The organism is Bacillus sp. ISL-7 (genome assembly GCF_018613065.1).
In genome coordinates this window covers 93,996-111,771 of record NZ_JAGGQW010000007.1, presented here as the reverse complement: position 1 = coordinate 111,771, position 17,776 = coordinate 93,996, and the positions used below count along the sequence as shown (strand labels likewise).

Here is a 17,776-nt window from a genome sequence, read left to right as displayed (position 1 = left end):
TTGAGAGGAGGATGAAATTGAAAAAACTGATAATTTTCGCTTTTATCGGCTTCTTAGCGCAGCTTATAGATGGATCTTTAGGTATGGCTTATGGGGTTACTTCAACTTCATTGTTGTTAGCCTTTGGAGTAACCCCTGTAGTTGCATCTTCATCTGTACACTTGGCTGAAGTAGTAACTACTGCAGCCTCTGGCATTTCCCATATAAAATTTGGTAATGTTGATCGCCGGGCTGTATTTAAATTGATAATACCAGGTTCTATTGGTGCATTTGCTGGGGCTTGTTTTTTAAGCAACCTGCCAGGGGAAATAATAAAACCATATATCTCTTTGTTTTTATTATTTCTTGGAGGTTATGTCCTTTTCCGCTTTATGTTTAAGTTCAATTATACTTGCGAGGATAGATCAATTTCCCTTTCCCATACACAATCGATTTCCTTAGGGTTGGTTGCCGGGTTTGCAGATGCCACTGGCGGTGGTGGTTGGGGACCAATCACAACTCCAATTCTGTTATCTAGAAATGGGATTTCAGCCAGGAAAGTTATTGGTACTGTGGATACAAGTGAGTTTGCCGTTTCTGTTTCAGCCACTTTAGGCTTTCTCATTTCAATAGGTTGGGATGAAGTTGACTGGTTTTGGGTATTAACGCTTATGTTAGGAGGAGTCATTGCAGCACCCATTGCTGCATGGCTAGTAAGAAAATTACCTTCGTATTTATTAGGAGTCATTGTCGGAGGGTTTATTATACTGACCAATGCTCATGCTTTAGTTAATGCATTTTCAATAATGAAACTATGGATGATTATTATTTACTCTTTAATATTAATTTGTTGGACATCAGCCATTATCTATACAGTGCGAAATAACAAAAGAACTTCATAAATAACTGATCATGGTAAAGTCTAACGCAGAAGACCCGTAGGAAAATACTTTAATAGTCTAATATTTTTGAAAAAAATAAGGCTAACTCAAAAGGTGTATATAACGCTTTTTTTAGTAGCCTTTATTTCCTATTCATTTATTTATTTTATGTCATCTTGTGAAGTGTTATGTCTCAAAAGTGGTCTTAAGGGAGGGGTTAAAGTTTATAACTTCTAAAATGATAGGAGTTCCTGCAGCAATCTCCGAACCATCTGGAATTGAAATGAGAAGGTTCCCAATACCTTCTTCGCCAGCTGTATAAGCGAAATTATCATCCATTTGCAAAACACCATTGATATAAACATTAAAATAGCTATTATTTAGATTTAAGGATGGTAATGAATCAACATTATGACCAGAGTCATCTAAAAATCCAGCAGCATCGATTCTCAAAGTGGTTATTTGTGACAAAGGCTCAAGCACTTCATAAAAAAAACGTGTAACTGTGGGGGATATAGCAATTTTAGTATCAGATGTAACGGCAAGCTTAATAATTTTTAGGCCCATTATATTTCCTCCTTATAATATTTCAATACAACATATGTAAAATATATAAAATGAGATATAGATAGACGAGTTGAATTTTATTAAGTTAATACATATGCCCATTTTGCACTTATTCCCTTTGAAATAAAAATAATGGATTATTAAAAAGGGACATCGTTTTTATAAGTCGTTTAAATAAAAAATATATAATATAAAACTAAACTAAGTTAACGGCCTATACCATATTGAGTATCTTCCCATATTGTTATGATATATCAATAGATATAGGAGAGATGTAAATGAAAATACTGCTTGCAACCTATTGGCCTATTCCACATGTAGGAGGAGTATGGAGTTATATGGTTCAACTTAGGAAAAAGCTTGAATCATTGGGTCATGAGGTTGATATGCTTGGTTATGATGAGGATAATATTTCTGTTTACATTGTAAATGAAAACCGAAAAGTAGATAGCGATAAGCTTCTCCCATTATTAAATGCAAAACTAAACGAAAAAACCTACCCCGCAATTTATGCAAATGATTTAGTAAAATATACTGAATTTCACCGATACGTCTATGAGTTAAGCGCTGCCTATTTAGGGTTGGAAAAATATGATGTGATTCATACACATGACGTAATCTCAACTGCCTCCATAGATAGGGTTAGGCCTGAAAAATCCGCTCTGGTTGCTACTCTTCATGGTTCTGTAGCTCATGAAATAAGGCATCAATTGAATACAATTCATAAATCAAATACATCGTATATGGCTAGAGTATATTATGATGAGCTAGAGCGGCTAGGAGCTACATCTGCAGAAGTCACCATTGTTGCAAATGAGTGGCTAAAAAATATATTAACAAATGAATTCCAGGTTCCAAATGAACAAATTAAAGTACTGCATTATGGTTTTGATACTGAGAATTTTATTAAACGGTCGAAGCAAAAATCATCCATAATACGTCCGAAGGACAAAAAAGTAATTATTTATTCGGGCAGGTTGGTAGAACTAAAAGGGGTCGATCATTTAATATCTGCTTTAGGTGAATTAAAAAAAATACGTAAAGACTGGGTATGCTGGATTGTTGGTAACGGCGATAAACAAGCTGAATTAAAAGTACAAAGTAAAAACCTTGGTTTGGAAGATGACATTTTGTTTTTTGGAAAAAGAGATGATATTCCATCCTTGTTAGCAAAATCAGATATCTTTGTTCTGCCTAGTCTCCTAGAAAATCAGCCTTTATCTGTAATAGAAGCCCAAATTGCTGGTAAAGCCATAATTGTTAATGATGTAGGTGGATTGCCAGAAATTGTTGAGGATGGAGTTACAGGGTTGATAACTCCTGCAGGAGATATTAAAATCCTTTGCAAAAAAATAAATTTGTTGCTTGGAGATGAAAAATATCGAAATAGACTTGGGGCCAACGCAAAAAAATGGGGTATGACTCATTGGTCTTTAGATAAAGGAGTTAAACATTTAATCGAAATTTATAAGGGTGCGATTTCCAAACGTGGGAAGGACGAGAGTAATGGAGCATCTGAACCTATTAATTAATCAATATCTACTCGTTTGTTTCTCCAATTGTAAGATTTGGTTGAAAAAAGCCTGGTCAAAGTCTCAAAAAACTTGGTCAAGAACCCAAAAAACGGTGCAATTTAGTCAGCCTTTCGATGATAACTCCAAAATATTTTTAATAAATTCGGATGAATATAATTCTTTGTTTTCTATCCCAGTCTCAAGTCCAAATGTTTTTGTTTCCAGCCTAGAATGGGAAAAAATTATCGATTCGGTTCCCAAAAAGTTAGTTTTCCCTAATCCAGACACATTGAATGCCTTTAAAAAATTAAGAGGCGATGTTTATCATTCCCTTTTTCACACAATGGTACCTTCTCCTAAAGTATTTGTAGATCCTCAAATATGGGAATCTATTGTAAATACTACTCCTGATAACTATATACTGCCAAATCCTTTTATTGAGAGAACCTATAAATCTATGGAAGCCGATTCCTATTCTTCGATGTTTTCAACACCTATAAAATCACCAGAAATATTCGTGGATTCAGAGGTTTGGAAAACCATTAAACATTCTGTGCCTGAAAAATATTTACTTCCCAACCCATTTGCGGAGATGACGTTCAAACCAATGAACAGTGCTTTGTATCATTTATTATTTTCCACAAATACTCCTACACCAAATATATTTGTGGATTCTAAAGTTTGGGAACCAATTAAGGGAGTCTTGACTGAAGACTTTAAGTTACCTAATCCAAAGACCCTACAAATCTTTGAGCCCATGAAAGCCGACCAATATAATTCTTTGTTTGAATCAAAAGTATTCAATCCAGAAGTCGTAGTTGATCATCAAGTCCTTAAGCAAATTAAAGATACCGTACCTGATGATTATCGACTTCCTAACCCATTAATTATGGAGATAACAAGTAGAAAATTTATTAGAAAACATATTAATCAAAACACGAAAAAATTTAATCCTTAAAAAGGTCCGTTATCACTATAAAGTGATAACGGTCTTATATTTTTTATATTAAATTTTTTGAATACAGCGTATTAGCCCTATCATTTATTTTATTTTTGCATTTAATAACACAGGTAAATATTTAATATTTTATTAATGTAAGGAGCTGATTACTTTTTATGAGATTAGAAGATTTAAAAGGAACTTACGATGCGATATATAGTTTGGGGGATTTGTGCCTTGCAGCCCTTCAACTAAGACAAAACAATTTAAGACCTTTCGCGGGACCATTGGACTGGATGTCATCCCCTTCATTGTCTAGCGTTAGTAGTCTATTGAAAAATCGATTCATTGGTTATATGGACCTGCCAAATTTAATACCTTCAGGCTATGCTACTGGTGTAGACAGCTCCGAACCCCATTTTGTTGTAACTGATATGGCCTATCAGATCGTTTCAAGTCATGATTTTAAAGCAAACAAAAACACATTTACAAATTTAGCCACTTACCCTGAGGTAAGAGCCAAATTTGACCGAAGAATTCAGAGATTCTTAGATATACTTTCCAACGGAAAACGTATCCTGTTTATTAGAACAGAAGGAACCTTTGAAGAATTGCTGGAACTTGAGTCAGTGTTATCGAAATTGGTGAAAAATGAATTCCATATTCTTCTTGTAAACCATACGAATACCAAAGACCTTATTGAAAAAGACTGGCCTGTGAAAAATGTATGTGCCATAGAGCTTCCTAATGAAGAAAAATGGCATGGCAATGACCATTACTGGGAAGCCATTTTTAAAGGTATTAATATTAAAGCTTAATTAATAGGAGGATTTATAGATGTTTAAAGACGCAGTCATTTTAGTAACTGGGGGGACAGGTTCCTGGGGGAAGGAGCTTACACTCCAATTATTAACCTATAATCCAAAAGAAATAATCATTTTTTCCCGTAACGAAGATAGTCAAGTTAAGATGAGAAGAGAAATTGAAGACTCAAGGTTAAGTTTTCGGATAGGGGATATACGGGATAGGGATGCTTTATTCCAGGCTTGTAAAGGTGTCGATTATGTTTTCCACCTTGCGGCCTTGAAGCATGTTCCAGTTTGTGAAGAATTCCCTAAGGAAGCACTTAAAACAAACGTTACGGGCACTCAAAATGTGATTGATGCAGCTATATTTAATGAAGTAAAAAAGGTGATTAATGTATCAACTGACAAAGCGGCAGATCCAGCAAATTTCTATGGTTTTACAAAAGCAATAAGTGAAAAATTAATTATACATGCAAATCTATTTAGTACAAAAACGAAGTTTGTTTGTGTAAGAGGTGGTAACGTTCTCGGAACAAACGGAAGTGTTCTCCATTTATTTATCGATCAAATAAAAATTAAAAATGAAATTACCATTACGGATAAACGGATGACACGATTCTTTTTAACTAAAGAAGATGCAATCAAGCTTTTATTAAAGGCCGCTACTGATGGTAAGGGCGGGGAGATCTTTGTCATAAATATGCCAGCATGCAGAATAATTGATTTAGCCGAAGTTTTAATTGAGCATTTTGGAAAAGAAGTCAATATTATTGAAACTGGTTCAAGACCAGGAGAGAAACTGCATGAAGTACTTGTATCAGACCATGAAATAGAGGATACAGTTGTTTATAACCAAGAATATTTGGTTGTTCTTCCTGAGGTAAACATTTCAGAAGTAAGGGAACTGTACTCAAACTGTCAACCAATAAATATGTCATCTTATAGTTCGAATGATGATTTAATGAACCATGAGGAAATAAAAAAATTGTTGATTAAATCAAAATTTTTACAGTAATTTTATCATATGGAGGCAGAATGATGAATCAGAGGCCAAAGTTGCTAATTACTGGGGCAAGTGGTTTTACCGGAGAACATGCATGTAAACATTTTTCCGGATTAGGATATGACATAACAGCTGTTACTAGAAACCGACCTTTTGATGGATGTAAAGGGATAAAAACAGAATACTGTGAACTAACAAATATGAATGATGTGAATCATTTAATAAAAAAAGTAAAACCTGATTTCTTATTACATTTAGCAGGACTCAACCATGTTGGTGATTCTTGGATTGATCCGATTACAACATTAGAAACCAACTTGTTATCATCACTATATATCATTGATGCTACCCGGCAACTAAATCCAACTTGTAAAATTGTCATGGTCGGTTCTTCTCTCCAAACTAGCCCCAACGAAATATCAAATCTCACACATCCCTATAGCCTTAGTAAGACACTTCAGGTACTAATTTCACAAGCTTGGGTAAAATTGTACAAAATGAACATCGTAATTGCAAAACCATCTAATATAATAGGACCAGGTAGTTCTAATGGTGTTAATTCCATTTTTGCCAATAAAATTGCTCAAATGGAAAAGAACATGTTAGACAAAGTGTTGGTAGTAAACAATTTAAATTCTAAACGTGATTTCATAGATGTTCGCGATGTTATAAGCGCTTATGAAGTGCTCTTTAATAAAGGGATTGCAGGGGAAGTTTATGAAATATGCTCAGGAAAAAGCCATTCAATTAGGGATTTGATTCAAATATATAAAAACTTAACAGATATAGACTTTGAGGTTAGAGCGCTAACCGATGGTGTTGATGATCTGGTTGTTGAAGAAAAACCTTTAAAACTAATCCAATTAGGCTGGAGTCCAATATTTTCTATCAATTCTTCCTTAATTGATACTCTTAATTATTTTCGACAAAAAAGTTAAAAAAAGGAAAAACTAATCAAACGTATGATTAAATCAGGTTGAAGCCGTGGTATTAAATAGAGTATTCATATTCTGTTTTATAAATCCCTGCATGAAATTTTTCATGCAGGGATTTATAAAACTCTAAAGGACAATTATGGTCCCATAATCGTCCATAATAAAGCATTTATTATTTAATTGCCTTGCTAACCTTTAACTTCTTTCCTTTAATCGTTGCATTCTCCATCGCCTGTAAGACGAGTGAGCCTTTTCCATTAAGAATATCAACATAGGTCATTTGATCCTGAATAGTGATAATGCCAATATCATCGGCAGTAACTCCTGGAATTTTTGCGATTGTTCCAACGAAATCAACCGCGCGCATCTTCTTCTTTTTACCACCGTTGAAATGGAGTTTCGTGATGCCTTGGTTAATCCGAGCGGTTTTATTATTTCTTACGACGCGTCGTCCGCTGATTTTTTCCTCGAAAGCCTCTTTTGCTCTAGCCACTTCAGCCGGTTTTGGAGCCTCCATTTTAGGAATCTCAAAGCCAATATATCTTTCAATTGCTCGGACAAATTTTCCTTCATACGGTGTGGCGAACGTAATCGCTTTTCCTTCATTACCCGCACGGCCCGTTCTTCCTGTTCGGTGGACATAGCTTTCTTTCTCCATTGGGACGTCATAATTGATGACCAGGGTTACATTATCAATATCAATTCCTCGTGCGGCAACATCCGTTGCGATGAGGTAACGGAAATTCCCCATTTTGAAGCCATCCATAACCGCAAATCGATCTTGCTGTTCCAATCCACCATGGAGTCGTTCACAAGAATAATTGGAGCTTTCCAATTCCGAATATACGGTATCCACATGTTCTTTTGTTCGGCAAAAAATAAGACAGCTGTCTGGATTTTCAACGACCGTCACATCTTTTAGAAGCGATAGCTTGTCTTCTTCTTTTCCTTCAATTAACAGATGTTCGATCGTTTCTGTTGTGATCCCGGTAGAAGCAATTTCGACATTCACAGGATTTTTCATATATTTATGACAGAGGTTTTCAACATCCTTTGGTAAGGTAGCCGAGAATACCATCGTGACTCTGTCTGATGGAAGCTCTTTTATGATGGCTTCCACTTCGTCGATAAAACCCATATTCAGCATCTCATCCGCTTCATCAATAATAAGATACTTTATTTCGTCAAGAACGAGGGTCTCTCTGTCAATATGGTCCATGACACGTCCGGGTGTACCAACCACGACATGGGTTTTTTGCTGCAATTCTTCTTTTTGCTTCGAAAAAGGTTCTTTTCCATAAACGGCCATCGCTTTAATTCGCTTAAAACGGCCGATGTTGGTTACATCTTCACGAACTTGTACTGCAAGCTCTCTAGTTGGGGTAAGAATTAAGGCCTGTGGCTTTCTTTCTTCCCATTCCATCATGTCACAAATAGGTATCGCAAAGGAGGCGGTCTTGCCGCTGCCAGTTTGCGACTTTACGACCAGGTCCTGATTATTCAAAGCTAATGGAATGACTTCCGTTTGAACGTCAGTAGGAGTGTCGTATTTTAAAATGGCAAGTGCTCTTGTGATTTCTTCACTTAAATTATAATCCGTAAAACTTTTTTCGCTCATATATTAACCTCGTTTATTTGTATTATCCGGCTTATCTATAGGATTTCTCGCAAAGAAATATCGTATGCATAATCTGAATATGCTCCATTATACTTGATATACTGTAAAAAACGAACAGTGACTAGCACTGTTCGCTCTAATTTAAATTGGGAAGCGAATTTTTCTGGCCAAAGAAAAGGAAAAATTTATTTTATCAAAAAAAGTGTCATGACCCAGAAGTGCTGCTGCGTCTGGTGTCAGGCACTTTTTTGATGAAAAATTTATCGAAATGTGACATTTGTCATACCCTGTACATGACACCTGCTACTAACATGGACAAATTCCTTCATTTATACTTTGGTTAATAACGAAACGAAGGAAGGGAATTCAAATAAAATGACCTTACAAAATACGAAAACTCTAAAAAAACAAGTTGCTCCCTTTGAACAATCAACGACAAAAGAAAGTGTATGGCAAATTATTAACACGGTTCTACCATTTATTGGCTTGTGGTACCTTGCCTATTTAAGTCTATCCGTTTCCTATTGGTTAGCATTAGTTCCAATTGTGGTAGCGGCAGGATTTTTAACGAGAATTTTCATCATCTTTCATGATTGTACCCATCATTCCTTCTTTAAAAGCCGCCGGGCCAACCGAATCGTTGGAACTGCGATGGGTGTGTTAACGGTTTTCCCGTTTGATCAATGGGGACATGAGCATTCTGTCCATCATGCGACAAGTGGTAACTTGGATAAACGCGGAACCGGTGATATTTGGACACTTACTGTAGATGAATATTTAGCTGCACCAATTAGACTTCGTCTAGCCTACCGTTTTTACCGTAATCCATTGGTCATGCTTGGATTAGGTCCGATTTATGTGTTCCTTCTTAAAAATCGATTTAACCGCAAAGGTGCAAAACAGAAGGAACGTAACAACACTTATTTAACGAATGTTCTAATCGTTGCTTTGATTGCCTTGCTTTGTTGGGCAATCGGATGGCAGGCGTTTCTACTAGTACAAGGTTCAATTTTTATGATTTCCGGAGCTGCTGGTATTTGGTTGTTTTACGTACAGCACACTTTTGAAGATTCTTATTTTGAAGAGGACAAAGAGTGGGAATATGTAAAAGCCGCAGTAGAGGGTAGTTCTTTCTATAAGCTTCCAAAAGTTTTGCAATGGCTCACTGGGAATATTGGTTTCCATCATGTTCATCATTTAAGCCCACGGGTGCCTAACTATAAATTGGAGGAAGCACATAATAATACGCCTCCGTTACAAAACGTACCAACCATTTCTCTTGCTACAAGCTTAAAGTCAATACGTTTCCGCTTGTGGGATGAGGAAAGAAAGAACTTTGTGAGCTTTAGAGAAGTCAAAGCTTTAGCTAAAAAGAGGTTTTCCGTACAAGTTAAACCTGAAATCTAACTAGATCAATCAAGGCTTGCTCCCCTTAATTTAAGGGGAGTTGTTACTTACATAACAGCTGACAGATAAGGAGGGAACTTATATGATTCGAATTGTTATTGCTGAGGATCAGGAAATGCTGCTAGGGGCAATTGGTTCTCTCCTCAATTTGGAAGAGGATATGGAAGTAGTCGGGCAGGCTAGCAATGGGGAAGAAGCCCTTGCACTAGTGCACCGGTTGCAGCCAGATGTTTGTATCATGGATATTGAGATGCCTGAAATGAGCGGTCTTGAGGCAGCTGAGTCTTTAAAGGCATTTGGTTGTAAGGTTATCATCCTAACAACCTTTGCCAGGAGTGGGTATTATGGAAGGGCCTTACAAGCGGATGTAAGCGGGTATTTATTGAAGGATAGCCCGAGTGAGGAATTAGCAGGATCGATTCGCAGCATCATCAATGGACAGCGAATATACTGCCCCGAACTAATCGATGAAGACTCAAACCAAAACGAACAGAACATCGAAGAGTTCCAACCGCTAACCGAGAGAAAAACAAAAATTAGCACAGTCAGAAATTACCTGACAACCATCTTAGATAGAATAAAATTACCAACTGGATAAAAAATGAGGTGTCAGGCACCATGTGAAATCTTCACATGGTGCCTGACACCATTTTTTTGTTTTAAATTTCAATAATAATAGGAAGGATCATTGGCTTTCTCTTTGTTTGGGTGAATACATATTGTCCGACTGATTTTTTTATGTTCTGTTTGATTACATTCCATTGCCGGATATTCTCGCTTTGCAGGTCATTAATGGTTTTCTTAGCAAGGCGGTTAATCTCTTTTAGAAGTTCATCCGAATTTCTTGCGTACACGAAACCACGTGTAATGGTGTCAGGTCCGGATATAATCCTTCGGTCACCTTTACTAATGGTTATCACAATTACGAGCATGCCATCCTCAGAAAGCTGTTTACGGTCTCGTAATACAATGTCCCCGACATCGCCAACGCCCATCCCGTCCACATAGGTATCTCCGGCTGGAATCGACCGAGTCTGACGGGCCACCTGGTTTTCAACATCGACGACATCACCATTTTTGATAATGAAGGTATTTCCCTTCTCTACTCCAACGGACTCAGCTAACAAACGGTGGTGGTGCAGCATTCGATATTCACCGTGAATCGGAATGAAGTAGGTCGGCTTCATTAAGGTAAGCATCAGTTTTAAATCTTCCTGATAGCCATGACCAGAAACATGCATACCGGTTGAACTTCCGGATCCATAGATAACTTTGGCTCCCAGTTGAAATAAATTGTCTATGATCCGAGAAACGTCCTTTTCATTTCCTGGTATTGGAGATGCGGCTAAGATAACGGTGTCTCCGGGATAAACGGAGACATCACGAAAGTTTCCGCTCGCTAGACGAGAAAGGGCAGCCATTGGCTCTCCTTGACTCCCCGTACAAAGGATAACCACCTTTTCAGGAGAAAGTCGATCGACTTCACGTGGTTCGATGATCATCCCATCGGGAATAGTTAAATAACCACGTTCAATCGCAACAGAGACCACATTTACCATACTCCTGCCAAGAAGAGCGATCTTTCGATTGGCCTTTATCGCCGCGGCAACGACCTGTTGAACCCGATTAACATTCGATGCAAAAGTGGAGATAAAGATTTTCCCGTCAGCTTTCATGAAGGCTTCATCCAAATTGCCACCAATCATTTGCTCGGACGGTGTTAGCCCCTTACGCTCAGCGTTCGTACTTTCAGATATTAAAACTAACACACCTTGCTGACCGATATTGGCCATTTTATGAATATCTGAATGTTGATTATTCACAGGCGTTAAGTCAAACTTGAAATCCCCGGTATGAACGACATTACCCTCAGGTGTATGAAAGACAATACCGAGACAATCAGGAACACTATGACTTACTCTGAAAAAAGATACAGTGGTTTCTCCAAACTCAAGTTTTGAATTAGAGTCAATTGTCATGAGTTTGGTGTTTCCATGGAGACGATGCTCGTCAATTTTTAATTCAATTAAACCAAGTGTAAAATGGGTAGCGTAGATAGGGATATTTAATTTTCTTAAGATATAAGGAATACCGCCAATATGATCTTCGTGCCCATGGGTCACAATTAGAGCACGGATTTTCTCCTGATTTTCTTCTAAGTAAGTAATATCGGGGATAATCAAATCAATTCCTAATAAACTTTCATCTGGAAACTTACCGCCGCAGTCAATGATAAAAATATCATCTGCGTACTGAACCACATACATATTTTTACCGATTTCATTTATGCCGCCTAAGGCGAAAATAGATAATTTATTATCATTAGTTCGCAAGTTAATATCCTCCTTATTCCAAGTAAATAAGAATAGTATGCCCCTTTGGATTTACTTTATCGGATAAGGGAGGTAAAACTTTTGTCGACAAAAAAAAACTGCCAAATACCCGGTTTTTTACGGAGTTTGGCAGCTATTCTTATCGGTATTTAGATTAATACTTTAACATTGCTTGCTGGTAGAACACCTTGTAGTGTTCTTTGCTCTTCGGTGGTTAACGGGAGCAATGGCAGGCGAAGACCTCCAACGTTCACTCCATTCATATTCAATGCGGCTTTTACCGGTGCTGGGTTTGGTGCCGCAAATAATGCTTTCATAATCGGGAGAAGACGGCGATGGGCACTAGCTGCATCTTGGACATTCCCATTTTTAAAATGATTAATCATTTCTTGTATTTCATTACCAATGACATGGGAAGCAACGGAAACCACTCCAGCTCCACCAATGGCTAAAACCGGCAATGCTAAACCATCATCACCACTATAAAGGGTAAAATCACTTGGTGCTTGGCTAATAATTTCAGCCATGGCATCTAAGTTACCGCTTGCTTCTTTTAAGGCGACAATATTCTGAATCTGTGAAAGTCGAACAATGGTCTCTACCGGCAGGTTGACCACACTTCGGCCGGGGATATTATAAAGCATAATCGGTAATGGTGTAGATTCAGCAATCGTTTTGAAGTGCTGATACATGCCTTCTTGGGATGGTTTGTTGTAATAAGGAGCAACAAGCATAATCCCATCGACTCCTGTTTCTTCAGCCAGCTTTGTTAAGCTGATGGAAGCTCTCGTGTTATTTGAGCCAGTTCCAGCGATAACCGGAACTCTTCCATTGACAGCGTCGACAACAAATTTAAATAATGCCACTTTTTCTTCCGTTGTTAATGTAGGAGATTCTCCGGTTGTACCAGCAACTACGATTCCATCGGTACCATTTTCGATTAAATAATCTACAAGTATTCTTGTTGCGTTAAAATCTACTTCACCATTTTGATCAAATGGCGTAACCATTGCGGTTAAAACTTGGCCAAAATTCATCATTTCTCACCCTTTAATTAAAATTTTTATAAAATTTAGAGGTGGGTAAAGGCCATTCATAATTTAACGCAAAAAAGCAACAACGAGGGTTCGCTGTTGCAGTAGAAACATAAGAAAAATAAGTTCCCGTGCGTAAGATAGCCCTCCATATAGTTTCCTATATGACAGTTCTGTATTTTTTCAATAGCAGAACCAGCTTCAAGACCAATGAGATTCATTGAAGCTTCGGCAAATTCCCCTTTTCACAATCATCATTGGATCTCATTATCCTCATATTGTGTACTAATGGTCTTTGCGCCTCTATCCTCACTTCAAAAAACAAGAAGTAAGAAAATATTTATTTGATAGTAAATATATCAGAATATTCCTTTTGGTTCAAGGGCAATTGGAACTTTATTTGAAATTCACACTATATTTCTGCCGTTTCTAAACTCAGTTTATCCTTTTCAACTTCTAAGGCAGATACAATATAAGCAAACCCGTTCATAACAAAGTAAATAACATTAGATTGGACCCGTTCCTTTTCTCCCAAATAAGTATTTATGATAATACTGAAGGAAAAAAAGACAACAAATGATAATGCAATTTTATTAAAAATTATCATATCTACCGACCCCTTTAATTAGGATTCTTATGTTTATCATATTGGCTATAAACCGGTTTTATGCGTGCCTTCGATCGGCCGGTTACCTGAAATCAATTAGGGTCGGGGGTTGGTCCAGTCATAATCGTCCTTCCTGAACGTTCTTTCTTGCCGTGCAGAAAATAGTAAAGAATTGAGGTTGCCAGAGCGACAATACCTAAGATTACATACAGGCTGCTAAAGCCGGTTAATGGAATAATGAATCCAAGGATATATGGACCGAATCCAAGTCCTGCATCAAGAAAGATAAAGAAGGTCGATGTCGCCAAACCCATCCGATGCGGAGGAGTTACTTTAACGGCCACTGCCTGGGTGCTTGACTGCATGTTACCGAAACCAAGGCCAATTAGAACTCCTGCTACCAATAAAGTGATGCTAATACTTGCTGAACTTAATAGAAATAAGCCGGCTGCTAAGAGGACAAAGCCCGGATACATTATATAGTTTGCACCCTTCAGGTCCATTAAGCGGCCTGTGATCGGGCGTGATAACAATACTGCGATAGAATAGACTAGGAAGAAGAAACTCGCCGTACTAACTAAGTCGATTTCAATCGCATAGAAGTTAATAAAAGAAAGAACGCTGGAATAACAAAAAGCTACTACCAGTGTAATAACAGCGATAGGCAGTGCTTTTGGCTCAATATAGTTGGAAAGCTTAAATCCCTTTACTTCAGATGTTTTTACAGATACAACTAATGGAGGCACATCGACGAAGAATGCAGTGATCAAACTAATTACCCCTAAAGCAAGGGAGAAGATAAAAATCATTTGGAAATCTGTATGTTGGGTCATATAGAGTCCGATGAATGGCCCGATAGCGGTAGCGAGTGTTGCACTCATGCTGAAGTAGCCAATCCCTTCCGCTTTTCGAGCAGCCGGGATAATCTGGGCCACAATCGTACCTGTAGCAGTCCCGACCATTCCGCCTGCAATCCCATGGAGTAAGCGGGTAATAAGCAGGAAGGTAATCCCGAAGTTCACAAAATACAAAAGAAGCGTCAAAATAAATAAAATGACACCAATGAATAACGTTTTCTTTCGGCCAATTGACTCAATAAACCGGCCAATCAACAACCGGCCAATTAAAGACCCGACAATAAATATTCCTGTTACAAGCCCTGCTTGACTTGTAGAAGCACCAAATTCATCGACTGCATAAACACCGATGATTACGATTAATAAATAAAAGACTAAAGTTACGAAAAAATTGACCGCAGAAACAATAGTGAAATCCTTTGTCCACAGTTTAGCTCTAGGTTGAGTCACTTTTTAAAACCCCTTATTTAATAATATTTTTACGAATTTCCCCCATAATGCGGATAGCCTCGAGCTGTTCATGCTCTGAGATGCCTTTTAAAATGTCCGTTTCATACTGATCAATCGTCACACGGACTTCCGTATATACTTTTCTCCCAAGCTCTGTCAGCTGTGTTCTTTTTTCACGTTTATCATTGCTCGGAACCTGCTCGACATAGCCCAATTCTTCCAAGCGGTTCATGGTCCGGGTGACCGTGGGCTTCTCTACATATAAATAATGAGAGAGTTCCACTAGCGTTGCCGGGCCATTATTGAATAAGTAGTAAAATATGGACCATTGCGCTCTGTGGAGATTATGCTCGGCGAGATGGAAATTTAGTTTATTCTCAAACGGACGGTACAACATCAGGAATTGGTGGAAAAATTTTTGAGAAGTATTTATTTGAAACACCCCTTGTTAAATGGTTAGTTAGAGTAATAATTACCTTGGGTAACTATTATAGTATAACAGAGATGATAACAAAATGTCTAATGTCAGAGGTGGGATGATACTAATTAAACGTTTGATTGGAACGAGATGAGGCCTTGGTGTATATGGATTTTTGGAGGTTAAGGTTTTTTCTGGATAACTAATCAAACGATTGATTAAAAGGGTCTGAGACCTTGGTGTATAAGGTTTTAATGAGGTTGGTAATTTATTATGAAAAAAAATTAATCAAACGATTGATTAAAAAAAGCAGAAAATTTACTTGAAAAAACTAATCAAACGTTTGATTAAATGTGGATGAAGCCTTGGTATAGCTCTATTTTTTCCTATTAGTTATTTCGATACAAATACAAACCAAAGCCTAAGGTATCTCTGCCCCATGTCAAATAGGTCCGGCGCCATGTACGAATTCGCTGCAGCATCGCTTCACAATCGGGATCATCTGAATTTTCAAGACAATAATTCTCGACCGACATCGAATAAAGCCATTCGTAATCATCCCAGTCATCATCATTAGCAACATAAGACCAAAGTGGGATTAAACCTAATTCTTCACCAGCCTTCACAGTGCCTGCATGGCTTTTACATTCCGACTCGTTTGCACCGCCAAGCGCCTCTAAATACTCAGGACTGGGAGTCTGCTTCCAATAGCCTTCACCTATTAAAATATGGCCATTTTTCTTTACAAGACGTTTTAGTGTTTTAAGTGTGGGGTCCATTCCGCCCAAGGCGTGGGTAGATCCGATACAAATCCCAAAATCATACCCGTCTGGCTCACATCTCTCGACCGCCGTACTGGCATCTTCCACGATAAATTCAATACTGCCATCAGGAATTCTATTACTAGCATTCCGCTTTGCTTCCTCAATGGACCCGTTATACAATTCTATTGCAGTGGCGGTTACCTGGTAGTTTTCCACCAACCGAATTAACAATTCGCATTTCCCAGCCCCAATATCAATCACCTTATCTGATGCTTTAGGCGATACAATTCTGAGCATCTTCATGATCTTTGCTTCGCTAATTGGATTACTAAATGCATGGTTACGATGAGCAATTGCTGAAAATTTGTTTCTATCCATAGATAATGTCTCCTTTTCTACTACAAGTGGATGTGGATTATACCTAACGCTAGTCTATTTCATTTATTATCTTTATCCCTTGAATGTCAACATATAAATGTAATCTTCATGTTTTAGAAGACATCGAACCCTTTGAAGTTTATTTTCAACTATAATAAACCAAGCATTCGATTAGGAGGTAATTGTACCCTTGAGTGCGGGAAATTAGAAATAACGGTAACGATTATTTGCATTACCTTTCACGATCTTATTTAATATAAGCGAGTCATAAAAATTTAAATAAGATGAGGTAATTCATTTGAAAGCACTTATGTTCAAAACATTTGGCGGCCCAGAAGTCCTCGAATATGGTGATATAGAGGAACCTGTGATTGGTTCGGACGAAATACTGCTAAGCATGAAAGCAATTGGTCTGAATTTTGCTGATATATATAGAAGAAAAGGAAACTATCATCTAGCCGGAGAGCCACCCTTTATCTTAGGGTATGAAGGGGCTGGAATCGTAGCAAAGACGGGATCAGATGTCCAAGGTATCAGCATTGGCGACCGGATGGCATTTGCCGATGTACCATATGCAAATGCCGAGCTAGTAGCCGTTCCAGTTGAAAAAGCTATACCAGTGCCTGACACCATTTCATTTGCGGAAGCGGCATCCGTATTGCTTCAAGGATTAACGGCTCATTATTTAACGAAGGATAGCTATGCGGTGAAAAAGAATGATACAGTGCTGGTACATGCTGCAGCAGGCGGTGTGGGGCAGCTTCTTGTTCAAATTGTAAAATTACTTGGAGGCACGGCAATTGGCTTAACTTCCTCCATTGAAAAAAGCGCTGCAGCAGTAGAAGCGGGAGCGGATCAAGTCTTTTTATACAAGGATGACTGGAAGGAACAAGTACTCGAGGAGACGAATGGCAAAGGCGTAGACGTGGTCTACGAATCAGTAGGTTCTACTCTTCAAGATAGCTTTGAGGTTACTCGCACCGGTGGAACGGTCGTATTTTACGGAATGGCAGGGGGCGACCCAGCGTTGGTTGACCCAAGGATGCTTATGGATACATCAAAAACTCTGACAGGCGGAGACTTATGGAATGTGCTGACGTCCAGAGAAGAACGAATAGCTCGTTCAAATGAGTTGTTTCGGTGGATGGAGGAAGGAAAATTAATAGTTTCCGAACCAACAGCCTTCCCGTTGCACGATGGCCAAGAAGCACACCGTTATCTAGAAAGCCGTAAGAGCATAGGGAAAATTTTATTAATTCCTTAAAGAAAAAAAGAGGGTCAGGTA

The 17,776-nt window shown here is 38.1% G+C and carries 17 protein-coding genes and 1 riboswitch; of the genes, 9 read left to right on the top strand and 8 right to left on the bottom strand.

What is annotated here, in order from left to right; all coding sequences use genetic code 11:
- Nucleotides 1-17: 17 nt before the first annotated feature.
- On the top strand, nucleotides 18-881 hold the full coding sequence (locus J7E66_RS02350; RefSeq protein WP_214997848.1) for a sulfite exporter TauE/SafE family protein: 864 nt from the start codon (nucleotides 18-20) through the stop codon (nucleotides 879-881).
- A 165-nt stretch (nucleotides 882-1,046) separates the two neighbouring features.
- Here J7E66_RS02350 and J7E66_RS02345 read toward each other — a convergent pair whose 3' ends face one another.
- Nucleotides 1,047-1,427 carry a DUF4183 domain-containing protein gene (locus J7E66_RS02345; RefSeq protein WP_214997847.1) on the bottom strand — a complete coding sequence of 127 codons (381 nt, stop codon included), beginning with the start codon at nucleotides 1,425-1,427 and terminating at the stop codon, nucleotides 1,047-1,049.
- Between the two features lie 278 nt (nucleotides 1,428-1,705).
- Between J7E66_RS02345 and J7E66_RS02340 the strand changes: the two genes are divergently transcribed.
- The 5 genes from J7E66_RS02340 to J7E66_RS02320 all read left to right on the top strand — a co-directional run bounded on the left by J7E66_RS02340 (nucleotide 1,706) and on the right by J7E66_RS02320 (nucleotide 6,628).
- On the top strand, nucleotides 1,706-2,959 hold the full coding sequence (locus tag J7E66_RS02340; RefSeq protein WP_214997846.1) for a glycosyltransferase family 4 protein: 1,254 nt from the start codon (nucleotides 1,706-1,708) through the stop codon (nucleotides 2,957-2,959).
- Nucleotides 2,934-3,899: a hypothetical protein gene (locus tag J7E66_RS02335; RefSeq protein ID WP_214997845.1), complete on the top strand. Its 966-nt coding sequence runs from the start codon at nucleotides 2,934-2,936 to the stop codon at nucleotides 3,897-3,899. The genes J7E66_RS02340 and J7E66_RS02335 overlap by 26 nt, the downstream gene beginning before the upstream one ends.
- 158 nt (nucleotides 3,900-4,057) lie before the next feature.
- Nucleotides 4,058-4,699 (top strand): DUF1796 family putative cysteine peptidase, encoded by a 642-nt coding sequence (locus J7E66_RS02330; protein WP_214997844.1) that lies wholly within the window; start codon nucleotides 4,058-4,060, stop codon nucleotides 4,697-4,699.
- 19 nt (nucleotides 4,700-4,718) lie between these two features.
- Nucleotides 4,719-5,702: a polysaccharide biosynthesis protein gene (locus tag J7E66_RS02325; protein WP_214997843.1), complete on the top strand. Its 984-nt coding sequence runs from the start codon at nucleotides 4,719-4,721 to the stop codon at nucleotides 5,700-5,702.
- Between the two features lie 23 nt (nucleotides 5,703-5,725).
- Entirely contained in the window at nucleotides 5,726-6,628 is a 903-nt protein-coding gene (locus tag J7E66_RS02320) for an NAD-dependent epimerase/dehydratase family protein (RefSeq protein WP_214997842.1), read from the top strand.
- Nucleotides 6,629-6,797: 169 nt separating this feature from the next.
- Here J7E66_RS02320 and J7E66_RS02315 read toward each other — a convergent pair whose 3' ends face one another.
- A complete protein-coding gene (locus tag J7E66_RS02315) occupies nucleotides 6,798-8,243 on the bottom strand; it encodes a DEAD/DEAH box helicase (protein ID WP_214997841.1) in 1,446 nt (481 codons plus the stop codon).
- A gap of 375 nt (nucleotides 8,244-8,618) precedes the next feature.
- Between J7E66_RS02315 and desA the strand changes: the two genes are divergently transcribed.
- Nucleotides 8,619-9,650 (top strand): Delta(5) desaturase DesA, encoded by a 1,032-nt coding sequence (desA, locus tag J7E66_RS02310; RefSeq protein ID WP_214997840.1) that lies wholly within the window; start codon nucleotides 8,619-8,621, stop codon nucleotides 9,648-9,650.
- Nucleotides 9,651-9,732: 82 nt separating this feature from the next.
- Nucleotides 9,733-10,248: a response regulator gene (locus J7E66_RS02305; RefSeq protein ID WP_214997839.1), complete on the top strand. Its 516-nt coding sequence runs from the start codon at nucleotides 9,733-9,735 to the stop codon at nucleotides 10,246-10,248.
- A 61-nt stretch (nucleotides 10,249-10,309) separates the two neighbouring features.
- Here the strand turns inward: J7E66_RS02305 and J7E66_RS02300 are convergent, their stop codons facing one another.
- The 6 genes from J7E66_RS02300 to J7E66_RS02275 all read right to left on the bottom strand — a co-directional run bounded on the left by J7E66_RS02300 (nucleotide 10,310) and on the right by J7E66_RS02275 (nucleotide 16,491).
- Nucleotides 10,310-11,917 (bottom strand): ribonuclease J, encoded by a 1,608-nt coding sequence (locus J7E66_RS02300; protein WP_374103820.1) that lies wholly within the window; start codon nucleotides 11,915-11,917, stop codon nucleotides 10,310-10,312.
- Nucleotides 11,918-12,132: 215 nt separating this feature from the next.
- Complete coding sequence (dapA, locus tag J7E66_RS02295; protein ID WP_214997837.1) at nucleotides 12,133-13,020, bottom strand: 4-hydroxy-tetrahydrodipicolinate synthase; 888 nt, start codon at nucleotides 13,018-13,020, stop codon at nucleotides 12,133-12,135.
- A 130-nt stretch (nucleotides 13,021-13,150) separates the two neighbouring features.
- Nucleotides 13,151-13,331, bottom strand: a riboswitch (Lysine riboswitch).
- 98 nt (nucleotides 13,332-13,429) lie between these two features.
- Nucleotides 13,430-13,624, bottom strand: coding sequence for a hypothetical protein (locus tag J7E66_RS02290; protein ID WP_088085274.1), 195 nt, complete (start codon nucleotides 13,622-13,624; stop codon nucleotides 13,430-13,432).
- Between the two features lie 92 nt (nucleotides 13,625-13,716).
- Entirely contained in the window at nucleotides 13,717-14,931 is a 1,215-nt protein-coding gene (locus tag J7E66_RS02285; protein WP_214997836.1) for an MFS transporter, read from the bottom strand.
- A 13-nt stretch (nucleotides 14,932-14,944) separates the two neighbouring features.
- Nucleotides 14,945-15,328, bottom strand: a complete 384-nt coding sequence (locus tag J7E66_RS02280) for a MarR family winged helix-turn-helix transcriptional regulator (protein ID WP_214997864.1) — start codon at nucleotides 15,326-15,328, stop codon at nucleotides 14,945-14,947.
- Between the two features lie 410 nt (nucleotides 15,329-15,738).
- Nucleotides 15,739-16,491: an SAM-dependent methyltransferase gene (locus J7E66_RS02275; RefSeq protein WP_214997835.1), complete on the bottom strand. Its 753-nt coding sequence runs from the start codon at nucleotides 16,489-16,491 to the stop codon at nucleotides 15,739-15,741.
- A gap of 298 nt (nucleotides 16,492-16,789) precedes the next feature.
- Between J7E66_RS02275 and J7E66_RS02270 the strand changes: the two genes are divergently transcribed.
- Nucleotides 16,790-17,755, top strand: coding sequence for a quinone oxidoreductase family protein (locus J7E66_RS02270; protein WP_214997834.1), 966 nt, complete (start codon nucleotides 16,790-16,792; stop codon nucleotides 17,753-17,755).
- The last annotated feature ends 21 nt before the right edge of the window (nucleotides 17,756-17,776 follow it).

Coding starts and splice junctions, on each gene's coding strand:
- J7E66_RS02330 (WP_214997844.1), top strand. CDS start 4,058: ATGAGATTAGAAGATTTAAAAGGAACTTACGATGCGATATATAGTTTG.
- J7E66_RS02315 (WP_214997841.1), bottom strand. CDS start 8,243: ATGAGCGAAAAAAGTTTTACGGATTATAATTTAAGTGAAGAAATCACA.
- J7E66_RS02340 (WP_214997846.1), top strand. CDS start 1,706: ATGAAAATACTGCTTGCAACCTATTGGCCTATTCCACATGTAGGAGGA.
- J7E66_RS02300 (WP_374103820.1), bottom strand. CDS start 11,917: ATGTATGTGGTTCAGTACGCAGATGATATTTTTATCATTGACTGCGGC.
- J7E66_RS02325 (WP_214997843.1), top strand. CDS start 4,719: ATGTTTAAAGACGCAGTCATTTTAGTAACTGGGGGGACAGGTTCCTGG.
- J7E66_RS02305 (WP_214997839.1), top strand. CDS start 9,733: ATGATTCGAATTGTTATTGCTGAGGATCAGGAAATGCTGCTAGGGGCA.
- J7E66_RS02320 (WP_214997842.1), top strand. CDS start 5,726: ATGAATCAGAGGCCAAAGTTGCTAATTACTGGGGCAAGTGGTTTTACC.
- J7E66_RS02335 (WP_214997845.1), top strand. CDS start 2,934: ATGGAGCATCTGAACCTATTAATTAATCAATATCTACTCGTTTGTTTC.
- J7E66_RS02275 (WP_214997835.1), bottom strand. CDS start 16,491: ATGGATAGAAACAAATTTTCAGCAATTGCTCATCGTAACCATGCATTT.
- desA (WP_214997840.1), top strand. CDS start 8,619: ATGACCTTACAAAATACGAAAACTCTAAAAAAACAAGTTGCTCCCTTT.
- dapA (WP_214997837.1), bottom strand. CDS start 13,020: ATGAATTTTGGCCAAGTTTTAACCGCAATGGTTACGCCATTTGATCAA.
- J7E66_RS02345 (WP_214997847.1), bottom strand. CDS start 1,427: ATGGGCCTAAAAATTATTAAGCTTGCCGTTACATCTGATACTAAAATT.
- J7E66_RS02290 (WP_088085274.1), bottom strand. CDS start 13,624: ATGATAATTTTTAATAAAATTGCATTATCATTTGTTGTCTTTTTTTCC.
- J7E66_RS02280 (WP_214997864.1), bottom strand. CDS start 15,328: ATGTTGTACCGTCCGTTTGAGAATAAACTAAATTTCCATCTCGCCGAG.